The sequence below is a fragment of the Streptomyces sp. YIM S03343 genome (assembly GCF_054729195.1).
The window spans coordinates 3,883,468-3,901,618 of record NZ_JBPUKX010000001.1; the positions used below are offsets into that span (position 1 = coordinate 3,883,468).

Here is an 18,151-nt window from a genome sequence, read left to right on the forward strand (position 1 = left end):
CTGCTCACGCTCCCGTGGCGACAAGGACGACGGCGACCGTGAGGACGACGGTGCCGGCGAGCAGCGCGCTCACATAGGTCTGCACATTGCCGGTCTGGGCACGTCGTACGGCGGTGCCGAGCCAGCGAGGCAGGGCGGCCGTGCCGCGTACGTAGGTGTCGACGACCTCACGGTCGAGGAACCGTACGAGTTCCGCTCCGGCCTGGACCGGCCGGACGAACAGCGCCGTGTAGACGGCGTCGAGGTGGAAGCCTGCGGCCGCGGCGCGGTGCAGCGGGCCGAGCAGCAGCCGTCCCGGGTCCGCGGGGTCGGGTGCGGAGGCCAGGTCGCCGTAGGCGGGCCGGTGCGAGGCGATCGCCTCGGCCTCCACCTCGGCGGCGTCGGCCTCGGGGTGGGCGGCGACCGCGCCCAGCGGGACGGCGGCCCTGAGCGCAGCGAGGTGCCGCCAGGCTCCGTAGGCGACGATGCCGCCGGCCAGGGCCAGGCCCGTGCCGAGCACGGACGTGGCGAGGGTCGGGGTGAGGTCGGGGCTGTCGAACCAGTCGGGCAGTGTGCGGTAGGCGAGCCCGCCGAACGCGAGGGAGGGGACGGCGAGCACCCAGAGCACGGCGGTCATGGCCAGCGGCTGGCGGCCGTGGTCGGGGGCTGCGGCGCCTCGGCCGCGGAAGGCCAGCAGCCACAGGCGCATCGCGTACGCGGCGGTGAGCACGGCCGTGACGAGGCCGGTGACCAGGACGATCCAGCCCGTGGCGCCGGGGATGTCCGCGGTGTGGCCGTTGGCGGCGTTCTCGGCGGCCCCGAGGACGGACTCCTTGGAGAAGAAGCCGCTGAACGGCGGGATCGCGGCGAGCGCGAGGAGCGCCACGGTCATCGTCCAGTAGGCGTCGGGGACGCGCTCGCGCAGCCGGTCCATACGGGACATGGCACTGAGCGAGTTGGTCCCGGCGGCGTGGATGACCACACCGGCCGCGAGGAACAGAAGGGCCTTGAAGGCGCCGTGCGAGAGGAGGTGGAAGACGGCGGCTCCGCGGTCGCCGACGGCGAGGGCGCCGGTCATGTAGCCGAGCTGGCCGATCGTCGAGTAGGCGAGGACACGTTTGATGTCGTCCTGGGCGAGTGCGGCGAGCCCGGAGCCGACCATCGTGATCCCGGCCATGACGGACAGGACGACCATCGCGGCCGAGGATGCCTCGAAGACCGGGAGGAGACGGGCGACGAAGTAGACACCGGCGGCGACCATCGTCGCGGCGTGGATCAGCGCGGAGACGGGGGTCGGGCCCGCCATGGCGTCGGGGAGCCAGGTGTGCAGCGGGAACTGGGCGGACTTGCCCGCCACGCCCGCCAGGAGCAGCAGGGCGATCAGCGTCGGGTGGCTGAGCCGGCCGTCGGCGACGGCGCCGAGGACGCGGGTGATGTTGAAGGAGCCCGCGTCGGTGGCGAGGGCGAACAGGCCGATCAGGAACGGCACGTCGCCGAGCTTGGTGACGAGGAAGGCCTTCATGGAGGCGGCGCGGGCCTCCGGGGTCTCCCAGTAGTGGCCGACGAGGAAGTAGGAGCAGATGCCCATGACTTCCCAGCCGACCAGCAGCACGATCAGGTCGCCGGAGTAGACGACCAGCAGCATTGCGGAGGTGAAGAGGGAGACGAGGGCGGCGTAGGAGGGGTAGCGCGGGTCGTCGCGCAGATAGGCGGTCGAGTAGATCTGCACACAGGTGGCGACGACGCCGACGAGGATCGCAACGAGGGCGGCGAAGCCGTCGATGTGCAGGGCCAGATCGATGGGGACCGAACCGGTCGGGGTGAGTTCGGTGGAGGCGTTGATCGCGTGGCCGCCGCCCTGGCGCGCGGCGACCAGGACGGCCAGGACGAAGGAGGTGAGGACCGGCAGGACGGCGATCGGGCGGACGAAGCCGGGGGCCGTGCGGCCGAGGAGCAGTCCGGCGGCCGCGCCCAGGAACGGAAGGAGAGGGACGAGGACGGCGAGGGTGGTCGTGGTCACGCGGTGGCCTCAGCCTTCTCGGCCGCGGGGGCCTCGCTGTCGGTGCCGTCGGGCTCGTGGCCCTCGGCGCTGTCGCGGAGCCGGTCGATGTCCGAGGTGCCGCGGTTGCGGTACACGGCGAGGACGATCGCCAGGCCGATGCCGATCTCGGCGGCGGCGATGGTGATGGTGAACAGGGTCAGGGCCTGGCCGGAGTGCAGGGTGTCCCGGGCAGCCTTACTGAGCCACACGTCGAAGGCGACCAGGTTGAGGTTGACGGCGTTGAGCATCAGCTCGACGGACATCAGGACGAGGATCGCGTTGCGGCGGGCGAGCACGCCGTACAAACCGGTGCTGAAGAGGAGGGCGGAGAGGACGGCGGGATAGGCGAGGTGCATCAGCGGGCGCCTTCCTGCTCGGCCGGATTTTTCCGGGCATCCGGGACGGACGGGGAACTCTCGGAGGTGGGTCGGGAGTTCACGGGGGGAGAGCTGTTCTCCGCCTCCACCCTGGCCTTGCGGGACAGGACGATGGCGCCGACCAGGGCGGCGAGGAGGAGGACGGAGAGCGCCTCGAAGGGCAGCACCCAGTTCTGGAAGAGGCTTGCGCCGGTGGTCTTGGTGGAGCCGGCGGCCGGGCCGTCGAGGTCGATCCAGGTGGTGCGGAAGGCGTCGGTGACCACCCAGATCAGGGCGGCCGCGGCGGCGACGGCCACGGTGAGGGCGGCCCACCGGTTCCCGGAGTCGGCGTCCGGGGAGCGGCCGATGGGGGCCTTGGTGAGCATCAGTCCGAAGAGAAGGAGAACAACCACGGAACCGACATAGATGAGGACCTGCACCCATGCGATGAACTCGGCGGTGAGCAGCAGGTATTCGACGGCGAGACCGCCGAGGGCCACCACGAGCCACAGGGCGGCGTGCACCAGTTGCCGGGTGGTGACGGTGATCAGGGCGGCGCCGAAGGTGACCACGCCGACGAGAAGGAAGGCGATCTCGACACCGGTCGGGGAGAGGAAGCCGTGGGTCTGGGCGGCGGCCGTGGCGTGGGCCGCGGGCGCGGTGACCGAGGCGGTGGCTGCGGCGAGGCTCACTCGTCTCCCTCCTGTGGTCCGGTGCGGGGCCGGGACTTGGGCTCCGGGGTCGGCTCGGGCTGGGCGGCCGACAGTTTCTCCGCGGTCTTGCGGGCGGCAGCGAGCTCCTTGGGCTCCTCCGCGCCGGGGTCGAGAGCGGGCGGGGCCGGAACGGTCCACATCCACTCGCGGAGCTTGTCGCGTTCGTGGGTGAGGTCGCGGATGTCGGTCTCGGCGTACTCGAACTCCGGGGACCAGAAGAGCGCGTCGAAAGGACAGACCTCGATGCAGATACCGCAGTACATGCACAGGGAGAAGTCGATGGCGAAGCGGTCGAGGACGTTGCGGCTGCGTTCCCGGCCGCCGGGAGTGGTCGCGGGGATCGTCTCCTTGTGGGAGTCGATGTAGATGCACCAGTCGGGGCACTCACGGGCGCACAGCATGCAGACCGTGCAGTTCTCCTCGAACAGCCCGATGACACCGCGGGTGCGGGGCGGAAGGTCGGGCTGGACCTCCGGGTACTGCTGGGTGACCGTCTTCCTGGTCATGGTGCGCAGGGTGACGGCCAGGCCCTTGGCGAGGCCGGCGCCGGGGATGCGGGACCGAGTGGGCGGTACGGGCTCGGCCATCAGGAGATCACCACCTTGACGATGCCGGTGAGGGCGATCTGGGCGAGGGAGAGGGGGATGAGCAGGGTCCAGGAGAGTTTCTGGAGCTGGTCCTCGCGCAGGCGGGGATAGGTGACACGCAGCCAGATGACGACGAAGGAGAGGATCGCGGTCTTCAGCAGGGTCCACAGCCAGCCGAGGCCGTCGGCGCCCCAGGGTCCGTGCCAGCCGCCCAGGAAGAGAACGGTGGTCAGACCGCACAGCACGACGATTCCGGCGTACTCGGCAAGGAGGAACAGAGCGAAACGCAGTCCGGTGTACTCGGTGTACGCCCCGAAGATGATCTCCGAGTCGGCGACGGGCATGTCGAAGGGCGGGCGCTGGAGTTCGGCAAGACCGGCCACGAAGAAGACGAGCGCACCGGTGATCTGCCAGGGCAGCCACCACCAGTGGAAGGCGTGCACGATGCCGGGGAGCGAGACCGTGCCGGCCGCCATCGCGACCGAGGCGGCGGTCAGGAGCATCGGCAGTTCGTAGGCGAGGAGCTGAGCGGCGGTGCGCAGACCGCCGAGGAGGGAGAACTTGTTGGCGCTGGCCCACCCGGCCATGAGCGAGCCGAGGACGCCGACGCCCATCACGGCGAGCACGAAGAAGATGCCCGCGTCCAGGACCTGACCGACGGCGCCCTCGCCCGGGCCGATCGGGATGGCGAGCAGGACGAGCAGATACGGCAGGAGGGACACAGCGGGGGCGAGTTGGAAGACACGGCGGTCCGCGCCTGCCGGGACCACGTCCTCCTTCTGCGCGAACTTCACGCCGTCGGCCACGAGCTGGGCCCAGCCGTGGAAACCGCCGGCGTACATCGGGCCGAGGCGGCCCTGCATATGGGCCATCACCTTGTGCTCCGTCTGACCGACGATCAGGGGGAAGGTGAGGAAGACGACGAAGACGGCCACAAGTCGCAGGGCGACGTCGAGCACGTCGTTCACTGCGGGCCTCCTGCGGGGTCTTCGGGGGTGTGGGGCGCGTCGGGGTCACCGGGGGTGCGCGGGGCGTCCGGGGAAGCTGGGGCGTCCGGGGCGGCGGGAGCCGGGGGCTCGGGCAAGGCGTCGGGCGGGGGCTCCTCGGCCGAAGGCCGCTCGGCCGCAGTTTCCTCGACCGGGGTTCCCTCGGCTGGGATTCCCTTCGCCGACGGCGGCTCCTCGGGCTGGGGCTCTCCGGGCAGGGACTTCTCAGGCGACGGGGCGTCGGCTGCCGGGGGCTCCCCGGTGGGCTCCTGGGCCGACCGTGCGCTGGTCGGTGCCTGGCCAGGCCGGAGTTTTTCGGGCGACGGCTCGGTGACGAGGGGCTCCTCGGCTGCGGGCTCCTCGGCCGACGGTTCTTCGATCGGGGCCGGGGCCGGGGCCGTCGGAGTGGCCTTGTCGAAGGCCGGTCGGGCGTGGTGCCACGGGGCGTCCGAGCTGCGGGATGCGGTGGTCGGCCGGTCGGGCGGGGTGCCGGGCTCGTCTGTCGCGGGCTCCGGGGAGCGCTGCGATGCCGAGCCCTCGCTCGCGCTCCGCGACCGACGGGGTGAGGCCGGGTTCGGGGCGGGGGCGGGGGCGGGGTGCTGGGCTGCCGTGCTCTCGGCTCCGGCTCCGTCCGCACTCTGGGCTCCCTCGGTGCCGGGAGTTCCCTCCCCGCTCCGGGTTCCGTCCGTGCCCTGGGCTCCCTCGGTGCCGTTGCCGGTGTGGGTGCCTTCGGTGCCCGGGGTCTGAGAAGTCCGGGCCTTCTGCGCGCCACCGGCGTCCACCGGAGCCCCCGAGCCCGCCGCAGTACCCGAACCGGCCGGAGCTGCCGAACCTGCCGGAGCTGCCGAACCTGCCGGAGCTGCCGAACCCGAAGGGCTCACCGGGGCAGCCGTGCCCGGGGTCCCCTGGGCCGCGTCTCCCGCCGCAGCCAGCTGGGAGGCCGAGCCTCCGCCGGCGGACCGGTTACGGCGGGGGCCGGCTGGAGTCGCGCCCCCCGCGTCGGCGGCGGTGTCGGTGGAGGGTGCCGCCGATGCCGGGCTCGTCTGGCTGGCCGAGCCTTCGGCCGCCGTACGGGTGCGGCGGACCGGGCGGTCGCCCGCGGCGCGGGCCGGACGGTCGCCGGTTGCCCGGGCTCGCGCGGGGCGGGCCGGGGCAGGGGGAAGCTGGCCCTTCAGGGGGCCCCACTCGTTGGGGTCGGGGACACCCGGCGGGAGGATCTGGCGGCGCTTGGGGCCGCCGTGGTCGGACTCGCCCGGTTCCTTGGCGCCGGGCCAGGACTTGGCGACCCGGGATGCGAGGACGAAGTCCTTGCGGAGCGGGTGGCCCTCGAAGCCCTCGGGAAGGAGGAGGTGGTGCAGGCCGGGGTGGCCCTCGAAGGTGACGCCGAACATCTCGTGGGTCTCGCGCTCGTGCCAGCCCGCGCCGGCGTAGACCGCGACGGCGGAGGGAAGGACCGGTGCCTCGTGGGGGACGGTCGTACGGACGAGGAGGCGGCGTACCGGCGCCAGGGCGACGACGTGGGCGGCGACGCGGAAGCCGGTGCCGGGTTCGTCGACGGCGCTGAGCCAGTCGAAGTAGGTGCAGCCCAGCCGGTCGCGGGCAGTCTCCAGGGCTGCCAGCCAGGCGGTCGGCGGGACGTCGACCGTCAGGACCTCGTAGGACTCGTCGGCCGTGGCCTCCTGGCCGAAGAGTTCCTCGACGGGGGCGGGCAGCCAGCCGGAAGGCGCCGTCATCGTCCGTCCTCCGCACCCTGGTCCGGCGCCTGGCCCTCTCGGCCCGCCTCACCCGAAGCCGCACCCCGAGCGGAAGCCGACCCCGAAGCCGAAGTCGAATCCGACCCTGACCCCGAACCCGCGCCCCCGCCCGGTGCCTGCGGAGGCGTCACCAGCCCGCTCTGCAGTGCCGCCGCCGAGGGGCGCGCGGAGGCACCGGCTCGGGCGCCGCCGTTGTCGCCGTACCGCTCGCCCAGGGACTCCGCGGCGATCTTCTCCTGGAGCTTGAGGATCCCCTGGAGAAGGGCCTCGGGCCGGGGCGGGCAGCCGGGGACGTAGACGTCGACCGGGATGATCTGGTCGACGCCCTTGGTCACCGAGTAGGAGTCCCAGTAGGGGCCGCCGCAGTTGGAGCAGGCGCCGAAGGAGATGACGTACTTCGGTTCGGGCATCTGCTCGTAGAGCCGCTTGACCGCGGGGGCCATCTTGTCGGTGACCGTGCCGGAGACGATCATCAGGTCGGCCTGGCGCGGTCCCGGGGCGAAGGGGATGACGCCGAGGCGGATGAAGTCGTGGCGGGCCATCGAGGCGGCGATGAATTCGATCGCGCAGCAGGCGAGGCCGAAGTTGAAGACCCACAGGGAGTAGCGGCGGCCCCAGTTGAGGACCACCTTCATCGGCTCGGGAGCGAGCCGGGAGAGCACACCCAGCCTCTTGGGCTCGGGCAGCGCGACGGGCTGCCGCCCGCCGGTGTCCGGGGTCACGTCCATGTCAGGACGCCCTTCTTGTATGCGTACAGCAGGCCGACGGCCAGGAAGCCGAGGAAGATGAACATCTCGACGAGGGTCGTGGCGCCGTAGCCGGGGGCGGCGAAGACCGTCGCCCAGGGGAACAGGAAGATCGAGTCGACTGCGAAGATCACGTAGAGGAAGGCGTAGACGTAGTAGCGGACCTGGGTGTGGGCCCAGCCCTCGCCGACGGGGTCGACGCCGCACTCGTAGGTCAGGAGTTTCTCGGGGGTGGGGACCACCGGCCTGAGCAGCCGTCCGGCGCCGAAGGCGACGGCGACGAACAGCATGCCGATGACGGCGAGCAGTCCGACGGCCGAATAGGACCGGAAGTAGTCCGCCGCGACGACGACGGTCGTGCCGTGCAGCGCGTCCGGCAACTCTTCCCGCACCGTGGGTCCCTCGCTCCCTGGACTCGTGGGGTCCCGATGGCCGCGCCCCGCCGCGCCCGCCGCATCCGGCTGCGCGAGGAACGGCTCCCGTGCCCGGCGGCGCGTACCGCGTGACGTCGGTGGACCCTGTGTTCGACGATCTGTACGCACGGGAGTCTAGGCCCTGATAAAGGCGTGGTCGGCAGTCCTGCGCAGCAGGGGCCACGGGAGTGGGGTTTTCCCCCGTTGTGCACGGCGGCCGACCTCATGGCGCGGGAGCCTGCCGCACGGCAGGCTGGCCCGTATGACCGAACGCTTCCCCGCCCCGGGTCCGTCACGCCCGTACGCGGCGGGCCGCTCCGCTCACCCGGAAACCGGCGACGCCCCTCTGCCGCCGCCCCGTCTCGCCTACGACGCGGCGACCTGGAAGGAGATCGCGCATCTGCTGGCGAATCTCCCGATGTCGCTGCTGGGGTTCGTGTATGTGGTGACGATGCTGTCGATCAGTGGCGGCCTCACGGTGACGGTGGTCGGGTTCCCGCTGCTCGCGGTGGGGCTGTGGGGTGCGCGCCAGTTGGGCCGGCTGGAGCGGGCGAGGGCGCGGGCGCTGCTCGGGGTGCGGATCGACGAGCCGAGCCCGCTGCCTTCGGGGAAGGGCCGCAGGGGCCGTAAGAAGGGTCGGGCGGGGCACGGGGACCGGCGAGAACAAGGGGTCTTCCAGCGGCTCTGGATGGCGCTGAAGGACCCTGTGGCATGGCGCACGGTGCTGTACGACCTCATACGGCTGCCCTGGGGCGTTCTCACCTTCACCGTCACGCTGACCTCGCTGTTCGTGTTGTGGCCGTTGCTGCCGTTCCTGGCGCGCGGGCTGGCCAACGCGGACCGGGCGATGGTGCAGGCACTGCTGTCGCCTTCGGACGAGTTGGAGCGGCGGATCGCCGAGCTGGAGTCGGACCGGGGGGTGGTCGTGGACACGGCGGCCGCGGATCTGCGGCGTATCGAGCGCGATCTGCACGACGGCGCACAGGCCCGCCTCGTCGCCCTCGCCATGGGTCTGGGCCTGGCGAAGGAGAAGCTGCTGGAGGACCCGGACGCGGCGGCGGCCATGGTCACCGAGGCGCACGGCGAAGTGAAGCTCGCCCTTCAGGAACTGCGCGACCTCGCCCGCGGCATCCACCCGGCCGTCCTCACCGACCGCGGCCTCGACGCCGCCCTCTCCGCCGTCGCCTCCCGCTGCACCGTCCCCGTGCAGGTCACGGCCGATCTGGACGCGAGACCGGCCGCCGCGATCGAGGGGATCGCGTACTTCACGGTCTCCGAGCTGCTCCAGAACGTCAGCAAGCACAGCGGCGCCAAGACCGCCTCCGTCGATGTGTGGCGGTCCGACGACCGGCTGCTCATCCAGGTCCGGGACGACGGCAGGGGCGGGGCGCGCCTCGACGGGGGTTCCGGGATGCGCGGGCTCTCGGACCGGCTGGACGCCGTGGACGGCCTGTTCGTCGTGGAGTCCCCGCAGGGCGGTCCCACCACGATCACGGCGGAACTGCCCTGGCGGGACCGGGCGCCCGCCACCAGGGGGTAGGGAAAACCCCCGGGCGAAGAGGCCCACGGACTCCATGGTCCGGCGGCCTGCCGACGAGCAGTGTGGAGGCAAGGTCACGGCAACCGCGGCGGCAGGGCTGTCGCGGGACGAGGAGAACGGACGACGGCGATGGCCACGCGCTTCGGGGAGTACCGGGAGAACGGGGAGTACGGGGAGAACGGGGAGTACGGGGAGAACGGGGAGTACGGGGACGACGGGCGCCACGAGGACCACCCGGTGCCCCCGGTGCCCCTGGTGCACCCGGTGCCCCCGGCGTACGCGAACTACGGGTCGTACGGTTCGTACGGGTCATCCGGGTCGTACGGGCAGCAGGACCCGTACGGGCGGGAGGACGACTCCCCCTCCCGCAGCGGGTGGCAGCGGGTGCCCGCCGTGCTGCGGGCGCCGTTCGAGGGGCGCAGCTGGCGTGAGCTGGGCTATGTGTTCCTGAGCCTGCCGCTCGGGATCCTCACGTTCGTCTACGCGGTGACGATGGTGTCGCTCGGCGCGGGCCTGCTGATCACCTTCCTGGGCGTCCCCGTGCTGGCGGCCGCGCTGGCGGGCTGCCGGGGCTTCGGCGCGCTGGAGCGGGGGCGGGCGCGCAGCATGCTGCGGCTGGAGGTGGCCGAGCCCGAGCCGCTGCGGATGCGCGGGACTGGGCTGATGGCGTGGATCGGGGCGGTGCTGAGGAGCGGCACCTCGTGGCGGGCGCTGCTGTACGCGCTGCTGCAGTTCCCGTGGTCGGTGATCTCGTTCGTGGTGGCCGTGAACTTCTGGGCGTACGGCTGGGCGCTGCTGACGTATCCGCTGTGGTTCTGGGTCTTCCCGATGTACGGCGGGCAGGGCGGTCTCCAGCTCTACGGCGACGCACACCACCGGATCTACCTGGACAACCCGTTCGAGATCACCGTGACGGCGCTGGTGGGTCTGCTGTTCACACTGGCCACACCGTGGATCGTGCGGGCGCTGACAATGGTGGATCGGCTGATGGTGCACGGGCTGCTCGGGCCGTCCAGGCTGTCGGCGCGAGTGGTGGAGCTGGAGTCGGACCGGGGGATCGTGGTGGACACGGCGGCCGCGGATCTGCGGCGTATCGAGCGCGATCTGCACGACGGCGCACAGGCCCGCCTCGTCGCCCTCGCCATGGATCTCGGCCTGGCGAAGGAGAAACTGCTGGAGGACCCCGACGCCGCCGCGACCATGGTCACCGAGGCCCACGGCGAGGTGAAGCTCGCCCTCCAGGAACTGCGCGACCTCGCCCGCGGCATCCACCCCGCCGTCCTCACCGACCGCGGCCTCGACGCCGCCCTCTCCGCCGTCGCCTCCCGCTGCACCGTGCCGGTGCGGGTGGAGGTGGACCTGGCGCAGCGGCCGGCCGCCGCGATCGAGGGGATCGCGTACTTCACGGTCTCCGAGCTGCTCCAGAACGTCAGCAAGCACAGCGGCGCCAAGACCGCCTCCGTGGACGTGTGGCGGTCCGACGACCGGCTGCTGCTCCAGGTCGAGGACGACGGGAGGGGCGGCGCCGACATCACCGCGGGATCGGGGCTCGCGGGGCTCGCCGAGCGGCTGGACGCGGTGGACGGCGTCCTGGTGGTGGACTCACCGGTCGGCGGCCCCACCCGGATCACGGCAGAGCTGCCCTGGCGCGGCTGAGCTGCCCTGGCGCGGCTGAGCTGCATACCCCCTATTACGGCCGAAAACCGCACTCCCCCGCCCCCGCACTCCCCCACGACCGGCACACACGCGCCAGGATGCTGGAATGCTGGGTCCTGGACTGCCCTGTGGCCGCTGTGTGAGGAGGCCCGGGGCGCGCAAGCCGGGCTGGGGGCCGTAGATCGTGGAGTACAGGGTGCGGGTGGTCATCGCCGAGGATTCAGTGCTGCTCAGGGAGGGACTGACCCGGTTGCTGACCGACCGCGGGCATGAGGTGGTCGCGGGCGTCGGCGACGGGGACGCGCTGGTGAAGACCGTGACGGAGCTGAACGAGCAGGGCGAGCTGCCGGACGTGGTGGTGGCCGACGTGCGCATGCCACCCACGCACACCGACGAAGGCGTGCGGGCCGCGGTGCAGCTGCGCAAGGCGCATCCGGGGCTCGGGGTGCTGGTGCTGTCGCAGTACGTCGAGGAGCGGTACGCCACCGAGCTGCTCGCCGGTTCGAGCCATGGCGTCGGCTATCTGCTCAAGGACCGGGTGGCCGAGGTCCGGGAGTTCGTGGACGCGGTGGTGCGGGTGGCGTCGGGCGGTACGGCACTGGACCCGGAGGTGGTGGCGCAACTGCTCGGGCGCAGCCGCAAGCAGGATGTGCTGGCCGGGCTCACCCCGCGGGAGCGGGAGGTGCTGGGGCTGATGGCCGAGGGGCGGACCAACTCGGCGATCGCCAGGCAGTTGGTGGTGAGCGACGGGGCGGTGGAGAAGCACGTCAGCAACATCTTCCTGAAGCTCGGCCTGTCACCCAGTGACGGAGACCACCGGCGTGTTCTGGCGGTGCTGACCTACCTGAACTCCTGACCATCTGACACCGTGTCAGATAACGAGTCGGCCGCCGCCGGCCCCGCGGCACTCGCCCCGGGATCCCGGCGGCGGACCGTGAACCGCAGAGCGCTCGGAAGCGTCTTTCGGGATGAGCCGGAGGCGAGCAAAACGTGACAAGTCAGGTTTTCGGGCCGCCTGGACGGGTCGGGCCGTATCGGCGTCAGTCCTGTCGCTGGTCCCCGCACCCACCCCAGCGCTCGCGCCCATGCTCGTGCCGGCGCTCGTCCCAATGTGTCGTCCATCATCCGAACGGGCGAAGGAAGGCGAACCTAACGGACGTAGGGTTGGGGCTGGGAGCACCTGTGGGAAGGCCGTTCCCAGACACCCGCCTCGAGGGAGGTCCAGTTCAGTGACCAGCCAGGTCAGCAGCCCAGCGGAGCCCGCCGACGGAGCCGTGACAGGAGAGCAGCCCACACCGGTGCGGGCGAAAGACGTCCGCCGGCTCGACCGGGTGATCATCCGGTTCGCCGGAGACTCCGGTGACGGTATGCAGCTCACCGGTGACCGTTTCACCTCCGAAACCGCGTCGTTCGGCAACGATCTCTCCACCCTGCCGAACTTCCCGGCCGAGATCCGCGCGCCTGCCGGCACCCTTCCCGGCGTCTCGTCGTTCCAGCTGCATTTCGCCGACCACGACATCCTCACCCCCGGTGACGCGCCGAACGTGCTGGTCGCGATGAACCCGGCCGCGCTCAAGGCGAACATCGGCGATCTGCCGCGGGGCGCGGAGATCATCGTCAACACGGACGAGTTCAGCAAGCGCGCGATGCAGAAGGTCGGCTACCCGGCCAGCCCGCTGGAGGACGGCTCGCTCGACGGCTACAGCATCCATCCGGTGCCGCTGACGACGCTGACGGTCGAGGCGCTGAAGGAGTTCGACCTCACCCGCAAAGAGGCCGAGCGCTGCAAGAACATGTTCGCGCTGGGCCTGCTGAGCTGGATGTACCACCGGCCGACGGAGGGGACGGAGAAGTTCCTGAGGTCGAAGTTCGCCAAGAAGCCCGCACTGGCGGAGGCGAACGTCACGGCGTTCCGGGCGGGCTGGAACTTCGGGGAGACCACCGAGGACTTCGCGGTCTCCTACGAGGTGGCCCCGGCCTCGAAGGCGTTCCCGGTCGGTACCTACCGCAACATCTCCGGCAACCTCGCCCTCGCCTACGGCCTGATCGCCGCCGGCCGACAGGCCGATCTGCCGCTGTACCTCGGCTCGTACCCGATCACCCCGGCCTCGGACATCCTCCACGAACTGAGCAAGCACAAGAACTTCGGCGTGCGCACCTTCCAGGCCGAGGACGAGATCGCCGGCATCGGCGCGGCTCTGGGCGCGGCCTTCGGCGGCTCGCTCGCCGTCACGACCACCTCCGGGCCGGGTCTGGCGCTCAAGAGCGAGACCATCGGGCTCGCGGTGTCGCTGGAGCTGCCGCTGGTCGTCGTCGACATCCAGCGCGGCGGCCCGTCCACCGGTCTGCCCACCAAGACCGAGCAGGCCGACCTCCTCCAGGCCATGTACGGCCGCAACGGCGAGGCCCCGGTGCCCGTCGTCGCGCCGCGCACCCCCGCCGACTGCTTCGACGCGGCCATGGAGGCGGCGCGCATCGCGCTCGCCTACCGCACCCCGGTCCTCCTCCTCTCCGACGGCTACCTCGCCAACGGCTCCGAACCGTGGCGCGTCCCCGAACTGCACGAGCTGCCCGACCTGCGGGTGCAGTTCGCGCAGGGCCCGAACCACACCACGGAGGACGGCACCGAGGTCTTCTGGCCGTACAAGCGCGATCCCCAGACCCTCGCCCGCCCCTGGGCCGTCCCCGGCACGCCCGGCCTCGAGCACCGCATCGGCGGCATCGAGAAGCAGGACGGCACCGGCAACATCTCCTACGACCCCGCCAACCACGACTTCATGGTCCGTACCCGCCAGGCCAAGATCGACGGCATCGACGTGCCGGACCTGGAGGTGGACGACCCGGAGCAGGCGCCCACGCTGGTGCTCGGCTGGGGCTCGACGTACGGGCCGATCACCGCGGCGGTGCGGCGGCTGCGCAGGGCCGGAGTGCCGATCGCGCAGGCCCATCTGCGCCACCTCAACCCCTTCCCGAGGAATCTGGGCACGGTGCTGAAGCGTTACGACAAGGTGGTGATCCCCGAGATGAACCTCGGTCAGCTCGCCACCCTCATCCGGGCGAGGTACCTGGTCGACGCCCACTCGTACAACCAGGTCAACGGCATGCCGTTCAAGGCGGAGCAGCTCGCTGCGGCGCTCAAGGAGGCCATCGATGGCTGAGACGTCCACGGAAGGCACGGGCACGATCGAGGCACTTTCCCTGGTGCCGAAGGCCGAGGCCAGGCAGTCCATGAAGGACTTCAAGACCGATCAGGAAGTGCGCTGGTGCCCCGGCTGCGGCGACTACGCCGTCCTGGCGGCCGTGCAGGGCTTCATGCCGGAACTCGGTCTGGCCAGGGAGAACATCGTCTTCGTCTCCGGCATCGGCTGCTCGTCCCGTTTCCCGTACTACATGAACACGTACGGGATGCACTCCATCCACGGCCGCGCCCCCGCCATCGCCACCGGTCTGGCCACCTCCCGGCGTGATCTGTCCGTCTGGGTCGTCACCGGTGACGGCGACGCGCTGTCCATCGGCGGCAACCACCTCATCCACGCGCTGCGCCGCAACGTCAACCTCAAGATCCTGCTGTTCAACAACCGGATCTACGGCCTCACCAAGGGCCAGTACAGCCCCACCTCCGAGGTCGGCAAGATCACCAAGTCGACCCCCATGGGCTCGCTGGACGCCCCCTTCAACCCGGTGTCCCTCGCTCTGGGCGCCGAAGCCTCCTTCGTCGCCCGTACGATCGACTCCGACCGCAGGCATCTGACGGAGGTGCTGCGGCAGGCGGCGCAGCACCCGGGTACGGCGCTGGTCGAGATCTACCAGAACTGCAACATCTTCAACGACGGCGCCTTCGACGCCCTCAAGGACAAGCAGCAGGCCGAACAGGCGCTGATCCGGCTGGAGCACGGGCAGCCGGTCCGCTTCGGTGTCGACGGCGCGCGCGGCGTCGTGCGCAACCCCGTGACGGGTGATCTGGAGGTCGTCACGGTGACGCCGGAGAACGAGGAGCGGATCCTCGTGCACGACGCGCACGCCGCCTCCCCGACCACGGCGTTCGCGCTGTCGCGGCTGGCCGACCCGGACACGCTGCACCAGACTCCGATCGGTGTGTTCCGGTCCGTGGACCGGCCGGTCTACGACACGCAGATGGCCGAGCAGCTGGACACCGCGATCGAGCAGCGCGGCAAGGGCGACCTGGCGGCCCTGCTGGCGGGCGGGGACACCTGGACGGTCGTCGGCTGAGCAGTACGACGGTCGACGCGCGTCAGCTGCCCGCCGAGCCGAGATGAGTCACGAGGCCCGGGACCTGAGTTCCCGGGCCTCGTCGTAGGTGCGGCGGGCCTGCTCCACGTCGGCCATGCGGTCCTTGGTCCACAGGGCGAGGGCCCGCACCTGCCCGGCGGCCTCGCGGCCGAGGTCGGTGAGGGAGTAGTCGACGCGGGGCGGGATGACCGGCTTGGCATCGCGGTGGACCAGGCCGTCGCGCTCCAGGGTCTGGAGGGTCTGGGTGAGCATCTTCTCGCTGACCCTGCCGATCACCCGACGCAGTTCGCTGAAGCGGCGGGGGTGGTCGAGCAGCTCGATCAGCACCAGCACACCCCAGCGGCTGGTGACATGCTCGAGGACGAGACGGTACGGGCACATGGCCTCGTCGATGTCGTACTTGGATGCTGATGCTGACACTGGCACTGAGGCCGGCGCGGACCCCTGTGCGGAATCCGGTATGGCCCCCGGCACGGTCCTGACCTGGTTGCTTACTCCCATACCAGTACCTTACTTCTAAGTGGGTACTTTCGCAGAGTTAGCGCACGCCCTAGGTTGGTGGAGAAGCCACCCCACAAGGAGAGCGCAGATCATGAGCATCGTCGTCACCGGAGCCACCGGACATCTCGGCCGTCACGTCGTGGAGCAGTTGCTGGAGAAGGTCCCGGCCGAGCAGATCACCGCCGTCGTACGCGACGAAGCCAAAGCGGCCGGTTTCGCGGCCCGCGGTGTGAAGATCGCCGTAGCGGACTACAACCGCCCGGAGACCCTGGAGGGCCTGTTCGCGGCGGGCGACAAGGTGCTGCTGATCTCCGGCAACGAGTTCGACAAGGGCCGGGTCCAGCAGCACAAGGCGGTCATCGACGCCGCCGAGGCGGCCGGGGTCGCGCTGCTGGCGTACACCAGCGCGCCCGCGAGCCTGAAGGCCGCACTCGCCGACGACCACCGCGGCACCGAGGAGGCCCTGCTCGCCTCCGGTCTGCCGTACACGCTGCTGCGCAACGGCTGGTACCACGAGAACTACACCGAGAACCTGGCCCCGGTCCTGGCGCACGACGCGGTCGTCTCGGCGGCCGGTGAGGGCCGGGTCTCCTCCGCCTCACGCGCCGACTACGCGGCCGCCGCCGTGGCGGTGCTGACCGGCGAGGGCCATGAGAACAAGGCCTACGAGCTGGGCGGCGACGAGGCGTGGGGCTTCGCCGAGTACGCGGCCGAGCTGAGCGCGCAGACCGGCAAGGAGATCGCCTACAACTCCGTCCCCGGTGAGGTCATGAAGGGCATCCTGACCGGCGCGGGCGTGCCCGAGCCGTTCGCGGAGATCCTGGTCGGCGTGGACGCGTCCATCGCGAAGGGCGAGCTGGTCGTGTCCACCGGCGACCTGTCGCGGCTGGCCGGACGCCCGACCACCCCGCTGGCCGACGCGATCAGGGCGGCACTCAAGAGCTGATCGGCCCCCTCCGTCCCGGGCGGCCCCGGGCACCCCGCTGTCATGACCGTATGGCGATACACCTATGACAGGCGGGGGTGCCCGGCGTTACCTTCGTGCGGGTGGGCCCGGCACGCGGGACCCGGGGCGTGAAGGAGGGGCCGGTGGCCGGGGAGTCGTCGAAGGGTGAACGACGGACAGGTCTGCTGAACGGCTTCGCGGCCTACGGGATGTGGGGGCTCGTCCCGCTGTACTGGCCGCTGCTCAAGCCCGCCGGGGCGGTGGAGATCCTCGCCAACCGGATGGTGTGGTCCCTCGCCTTCGTCACACTCGCCCTGCTCTTCGTACGGCGCTGGGCCTGGGCCGGTGAGCTGATACGGCAGCCGCGCAGGCTGGGGCTGATAGTGGTCGCCGCAGCCGTCATCACCGTCAACTGGGGCGTCTACATCTGGGCCGTGAACACCGGCCATGTCGTCGAGGCGTCCCTCGGCTACTTCATCAACCCGCTGGTCACCATCGCGATGGGCGTGCTGATCCTCAAGGAACGGCTGCGGCCCGTGCAGTGGGCGGCGGTCGGCGTGGGCCTCGCCGCGGTGCTCGTCCTGACGATCGGCTACGGCCGCCCGCCGTGGATCTCCCTCTGTCTCGCCTTCTCCTTCGCCACGTACGGGCTGGTGAAGAAGAAGGTCAACCTGGGCGGCGTCGAGTCACTGGCCGCCGAGACCGCGATCCAGTTCCTGCCCGCCCTCGGCTATCTGCTGTGGCTGACCGCGCACGGCGACTCGACCTTCGTCACCGGCACCCCGGGCCACGCGGCCCTGCTCGCCTCGACCGGCCTGGTCACCGCGGTGCCGCTGGTGTGCTTCGGGGCCGCCGCGATCCGCGTGCCGCTGTCGACGCTGGGGCTGCTCCAGTATCTGGCGCCGGTCTTCCAGTTCCTGTGCGGCATCCTCTACTTCCACGAGGCGATGCCGCCGGAGCGGTGGGCCGGGTTCGCCCTGGTGTGGCTGGCGCTGGTGCTGCTGACCGGGGACGCGCTGCGGGTGGCGCGGCGGCAGCGGGCGCTGGTGGAGCCGGCGGCCATACGGGTTCCGGGGGCGGCGGCGCCCGGCACGGCAGCCGACACGGGTGGCGGTACGGCTCCCGGTACGGCTCCCGGCACGGCGCCCGGTACGGCCGCTGCTCCGGTGGACGCATAACGGGCGTTCCGGCCCCGTGGGCGGCTATAAGTGGTGCCCATGACGTCCACCACCGCACCTCTGCACTGGAAGCTCGTCGTCGACGCCGCGGACCCGCACGCGCAGGCCGATTTCTGGGCGGCCGCGCTGCACTACGAGGTCGAAGACAACAGCGCGTTCGTCGAACGGCTGCTGGAACTCGGGGCGCTGCCCGGCGCGGCCGTCGTGGAGCACCACGGGCGCCCGGCATTCCGGGACCTCATCGCCGTACGGCATCCTGACGACCCGTACGACGGGGAGCGCGGCACCGGGCTCGGGCGACGGCTGCTGTTCCAGCGGGTACCGGAGCCGAAGACCGTCAAGAACCGGCTCCACCTCGACCTGCATCCCGGCGAGGGACGGCGGGCGGCCGAGGTGGAGCGGTTGCACGCACTCGGGGCCAGCGTGCTGCGGCGGGTGAGCGAGCCCGCCGGGGAGTGGGTGGTGATGACCGACCCCGAGGGCAACGAGTTCTGCGTGCAGTGA

The 18,151-nt window shown here is 71.3% G+C and carries 17 protein-coding genes; 8 read left to right on the top strand and 9 right to left on the bottom strand.

Annotated features, from left to right (window positions below; all coding sequences use genetic code 11):
• Positions 1–4: 4 nt before the first annotated feature.
• Genes ACSYGN_RS16595 through ACSYGN_RS16630 form a run of 8 tightly spaced genes read right to left on the bottom strand, consistent with a single transcriptional unit; the run spans position 5 to position 7,554 of the window.
• Positions 5–1,999 carry an NADH-quinone oxidoreductase subunit 5 family protein gene (locus ACSYGN_RS16595; protein ID WP_460396321.1) on the bottom strand — a complete coding sequence of 665 codons (1,995 nt, stop codon included), beginning with the start codon at positions 1,997–1,999 and terminating at the stop codon, positions 5–7.
• Entirely contained in the window at positions 1,996–2,376 is a 381-nt protein-coding gene (nuoK, locus tag ACSYGN_RS16600; protein ID WP_460396323.1) for an NADH-quinone oxidoreductase subunit NuoK, read from the bottom strand. Before nuoK ends, ACSYGN_RS16595 begins: the two co-directional genes overlap by 4 nt.
• Entirely contained in the window at positions 2,376–3,068 is a 693-nt protein-coding gene (locus ACSYGN_RS16605) for an NADH-quinone oxidoreductase subunit J family protein (protein WP_460396325.1), read from the bottom strand. Before ACSYGN_RS16605 ends, nuoK begins: the two co-directional genes overlap by 1 nt.
• Positions 3,065–3,676 carry a NuoI/complex I 23 kDa subunit family protein gene (locus tag ACSYGN_RS16610; protein WP_460396327.1) on the bottom strand — a complete coding sequence of 204 codons (612 nt, stop codon included), beginning with the start codon at positions 3,674–3,676 and terminating at the stop codon, positions 3,065–3,067. The genes ACSYGN_RS16605 and ACSYGN_RS16610 overlap by 4 nt, the downstream gene beginning before the upstream one ends.
• Positions 3,676–4,644, bottom strand: a complete 969-nt coding sequence (locus ACSYGN_RS16615) for a complex I subunit 1/NuoH family protein (protein ID WP_460396329.1) — start codon at positions 4,642–4,644, stop codon at positions 3,676–3,678. The genes ACSYGN_RS16610 and ACSYGN_RS16615 overlap by 1 nt, the downstream gene beginning before the upstream one ends.
• Positions 4,641–6,395 carry an NADH-quinone oxidoreductase subunit C gene (locus ACSYGN_RS16620; RefSeq protein WP_460396331.1) on the bottom strand — a complete coding sequence of 585 codons (1,755 nt, stop codon included), beginning with the start codon at positions 6,393–6,395 and terminating at the stop codon, positions 4,641–4,643. The genes ACSYGN_RS16615 and ACSYGN_RS16620 overlap by 4 nt, the downstream gene beginning before the upstream one ends.
• Positions 6,392–7,144: an NADH-quinone oxidoreductase subunit B gene (locus ACSYGN_RS16625; RefSeq protein ID WP_460396333.1), complete on the bottom strand. Its 753-nt coding sequence runs from the start codon at positions 7,142–7,144 to the stop codon at positions 6,392–6,394. The genes ACSYGN_RS16620 and ACSYGN_RS16625 overlap by 4 nt, the downstream gene beginning before the upstream one ends.
• Positions 7,135–7,554: an NADH-quinone oxidoreductase subunit A gene (locus ACSYGN_RS16630; RefSeq protein WP_460396335.1), complete on the bottom strand. Its 420-nt coding sequence runs from the start codon at positions 7,552–7,554 to the stop codon at positions 7,135–7,137. The genes ACSYGN_RS16625 and ACSYGN_RS16630 overlap by 10 nt, the downstream gene beginning before the upstream one ends.
• 283 nt (positions 7,555–7,837) lie before the next feature.
• On the opposite strand from ACSYGN_RS16630, the gene ACSYGN_RS16635 reads away from it, so the two are divergent.
• From ACSYGN_RS16635 to ACSYGN_RS16655, 5 genes are all read left to right on the top strand, one after another.
• Entirely contained in the window at positions 7,838–9,115 is a 1,278-nt protein-coding gene (locus ACSYGN_RS16635) for a sensor histidine kinase (RefSeq protein WP_460396337.1), read from the top strand.
• 129 nt (positions 9,116–9,244) lie between these two features.
• Positions 9,245–10,771 carry a sensor histidine kinase gene (locus tag ACSYGN_RS16640; RefSeq protein ID WP_460396339.1) on the top strand — a complete coding sequence of 509 codons (1,527 nt, stop codon included), beginning with the start codon at positions 9,245–9,247 and terminating at the stop codon, positions 10,769–10,771.
• A 184-nt stretch (positions 10,772–10,955) separates the two neighbouring features.
• A complete protein-coding gene (locus ACSYGN_RS16645; RefSeq protein WP_460396341.1) occupies positions 10,956–11,627 on the top strand; it encodes a LuxR C-terminal-related transcriptional regulator in 672 nt (223 codons plus the stop codon).
• A gap of 373 nt (positions 11,628–12,000) precedes the next feature.
• Positions 12,001–13,929, top strand: coding sequence for a 2-oxoacid:acceptor oxidoreductase subunit alpha (locus tag ACSYGN_RS16650; RefSeq protein ID WP_460396343.1), 1,929 nt, complete (start codon positions 12,001–12,003; stop codon positions 13,927–13,929).
• A complete protein-coding gene (locus ACSYGN_RS16655; RefSeq protein ID WP_460396345.1) occupies positions 13,922–15,001 on the top strand; it encodes a 2-oxoacid:ferredoxin oxidoreductase subunit beta in 1,080 nt (359 codons plus the stop codon). Before ACSYGN_RS16650 ends, ACSYGN_RS16655 begins: the two co-directional genes overlap by 8 nt.
• Positions 15,002–15,049: 48 nt before the next feature.
• Here the strand turns inward: ACSYGN_RS16655 and ACSYGN_RS16660 are convergent, their stop codons facing one another.
• Complete coding sequence (locus ACSYGN_RS16660; RefSeq protein ID WP_460403512.1) at positions 15,050–15,403, bottom strand: winged helix-turn-helix transcriptional regulator; 354 nt, start codon at positions 15,401–15,403, stop codon at positions 15,050–15,052.
• Between the two features lie 211 nt (positions 15,404–15,614).
• On the opposite strand from ACSYGN_RS16660, the gene ACSYGN_RS16665 reads away from it, so the two are divergent.
• From ACSYGN_RS16665 to ACSYGN_RS16675, 3 genes are all read left to right on the top strand, one after another.
• The gene (locus ACSYGN_RS16665) at positions 15,615–16,469 is read left to right on the top strand and encodes an SDR family oxidoreductase (RefSeq protein ID WP_460396347.1); all 855 of its coding nucleotides are present in this window, start codon (positions 15,615–15,617) and stop codon (positions 16,467–16,469) included.
• Between the two features lie 143 nt (positions 16,470–16,612).
• Positions 16,613–17,647, top strand: coding sequence for an EamA family transporter RarD (gene rarD, locus ACSYGN_RS16670; protein WP_460396349.1), 1,035 nt, complete (start codon positions 16,613–16,615; stop codon positions 17,645–17,647).
• A gap of 39 nt (positions 17,648–17,686) precedes the next feature.
• Positions 17,687–18,151, top strand: coding sequence for a VOC family protein (locus ACSYGN_RS16675; protein ID WP_460396351.1), 465 nt, complete (start codon positions 17,687–17,689; stop codon positions 18,149–18,151).

Coding starts and splice junctions, on each gene's coding strand:
- ACSYGN_RS16625 (WP_460396333.1), bottom strand. CDS start 7,144: ATGGACGTGACCCCGGACACCGGCGGGCGGCAGCCCGTCGCGCTGCCC.
- ACSYGN_RS16660 (WP_460403512.1), bottom strand. CDS start 15,403: ATGTGCCCGTACCGTCTCGTCCTCGAGCATGTCACCAGCCGCTGGGGT.
- nuoK (WP_460396323.1), bottom strand. CDS start 2,376: ATGCACCTCGCCTATCCCGCCGTCCTCTCCGCCCTCCTCTTCAGCACC.
- ACSYGN_RS16675 (WP_460396351.1), top strand. CDS start 17,687: ATGACGTCCACCACCGCACCTCTGCACTGGAAGCTCGTCGTCGACGCC.
- ACSYGN_RS16655 (WP_460396345.1), top strand. CDS start 13,922: ATGGCTGAGACGTCCACGGAAGGCACGGGCACGATCGAGGCACTTTCC.
- ACSYGN_RS16665 (WP_460396347.1), top strand. CDS start 15,615: ATGAGCATCGTCGTCACCGGAGCCACCGGACATCTCGGCCGTCACGTC.
- ACSYGN_RS16610 (WP_460396327.1), bottom strand. CDS start 3,676: ATGGCCGAGCCCGTACCGCCCACTCGGTCCCGCATCCCCGGCGCCGGC.
- ACSYGN_RS16640 (WP_460396339.1), top strand. CDS start 9,245: ATGGCCACGCGCTTCGGGGAGTACCGGGAGAACGGGGAGTACGGGGAG.
- ACSYGN_RS16635 (WP_460396337.1), top strand. CDS start 7,838: ATGACCGAACGCTTCCCCGCCCCGGGTCCGTCACGCCCGTACGCGGCG.
- ACSYGN_RS16620 (WP_460396331.1), bottom strand. CDS start 6,395: ATGACGGCGCCTTCCGGCTGGCTGCCCGCCCCCGTCGAGGAACTCTTC.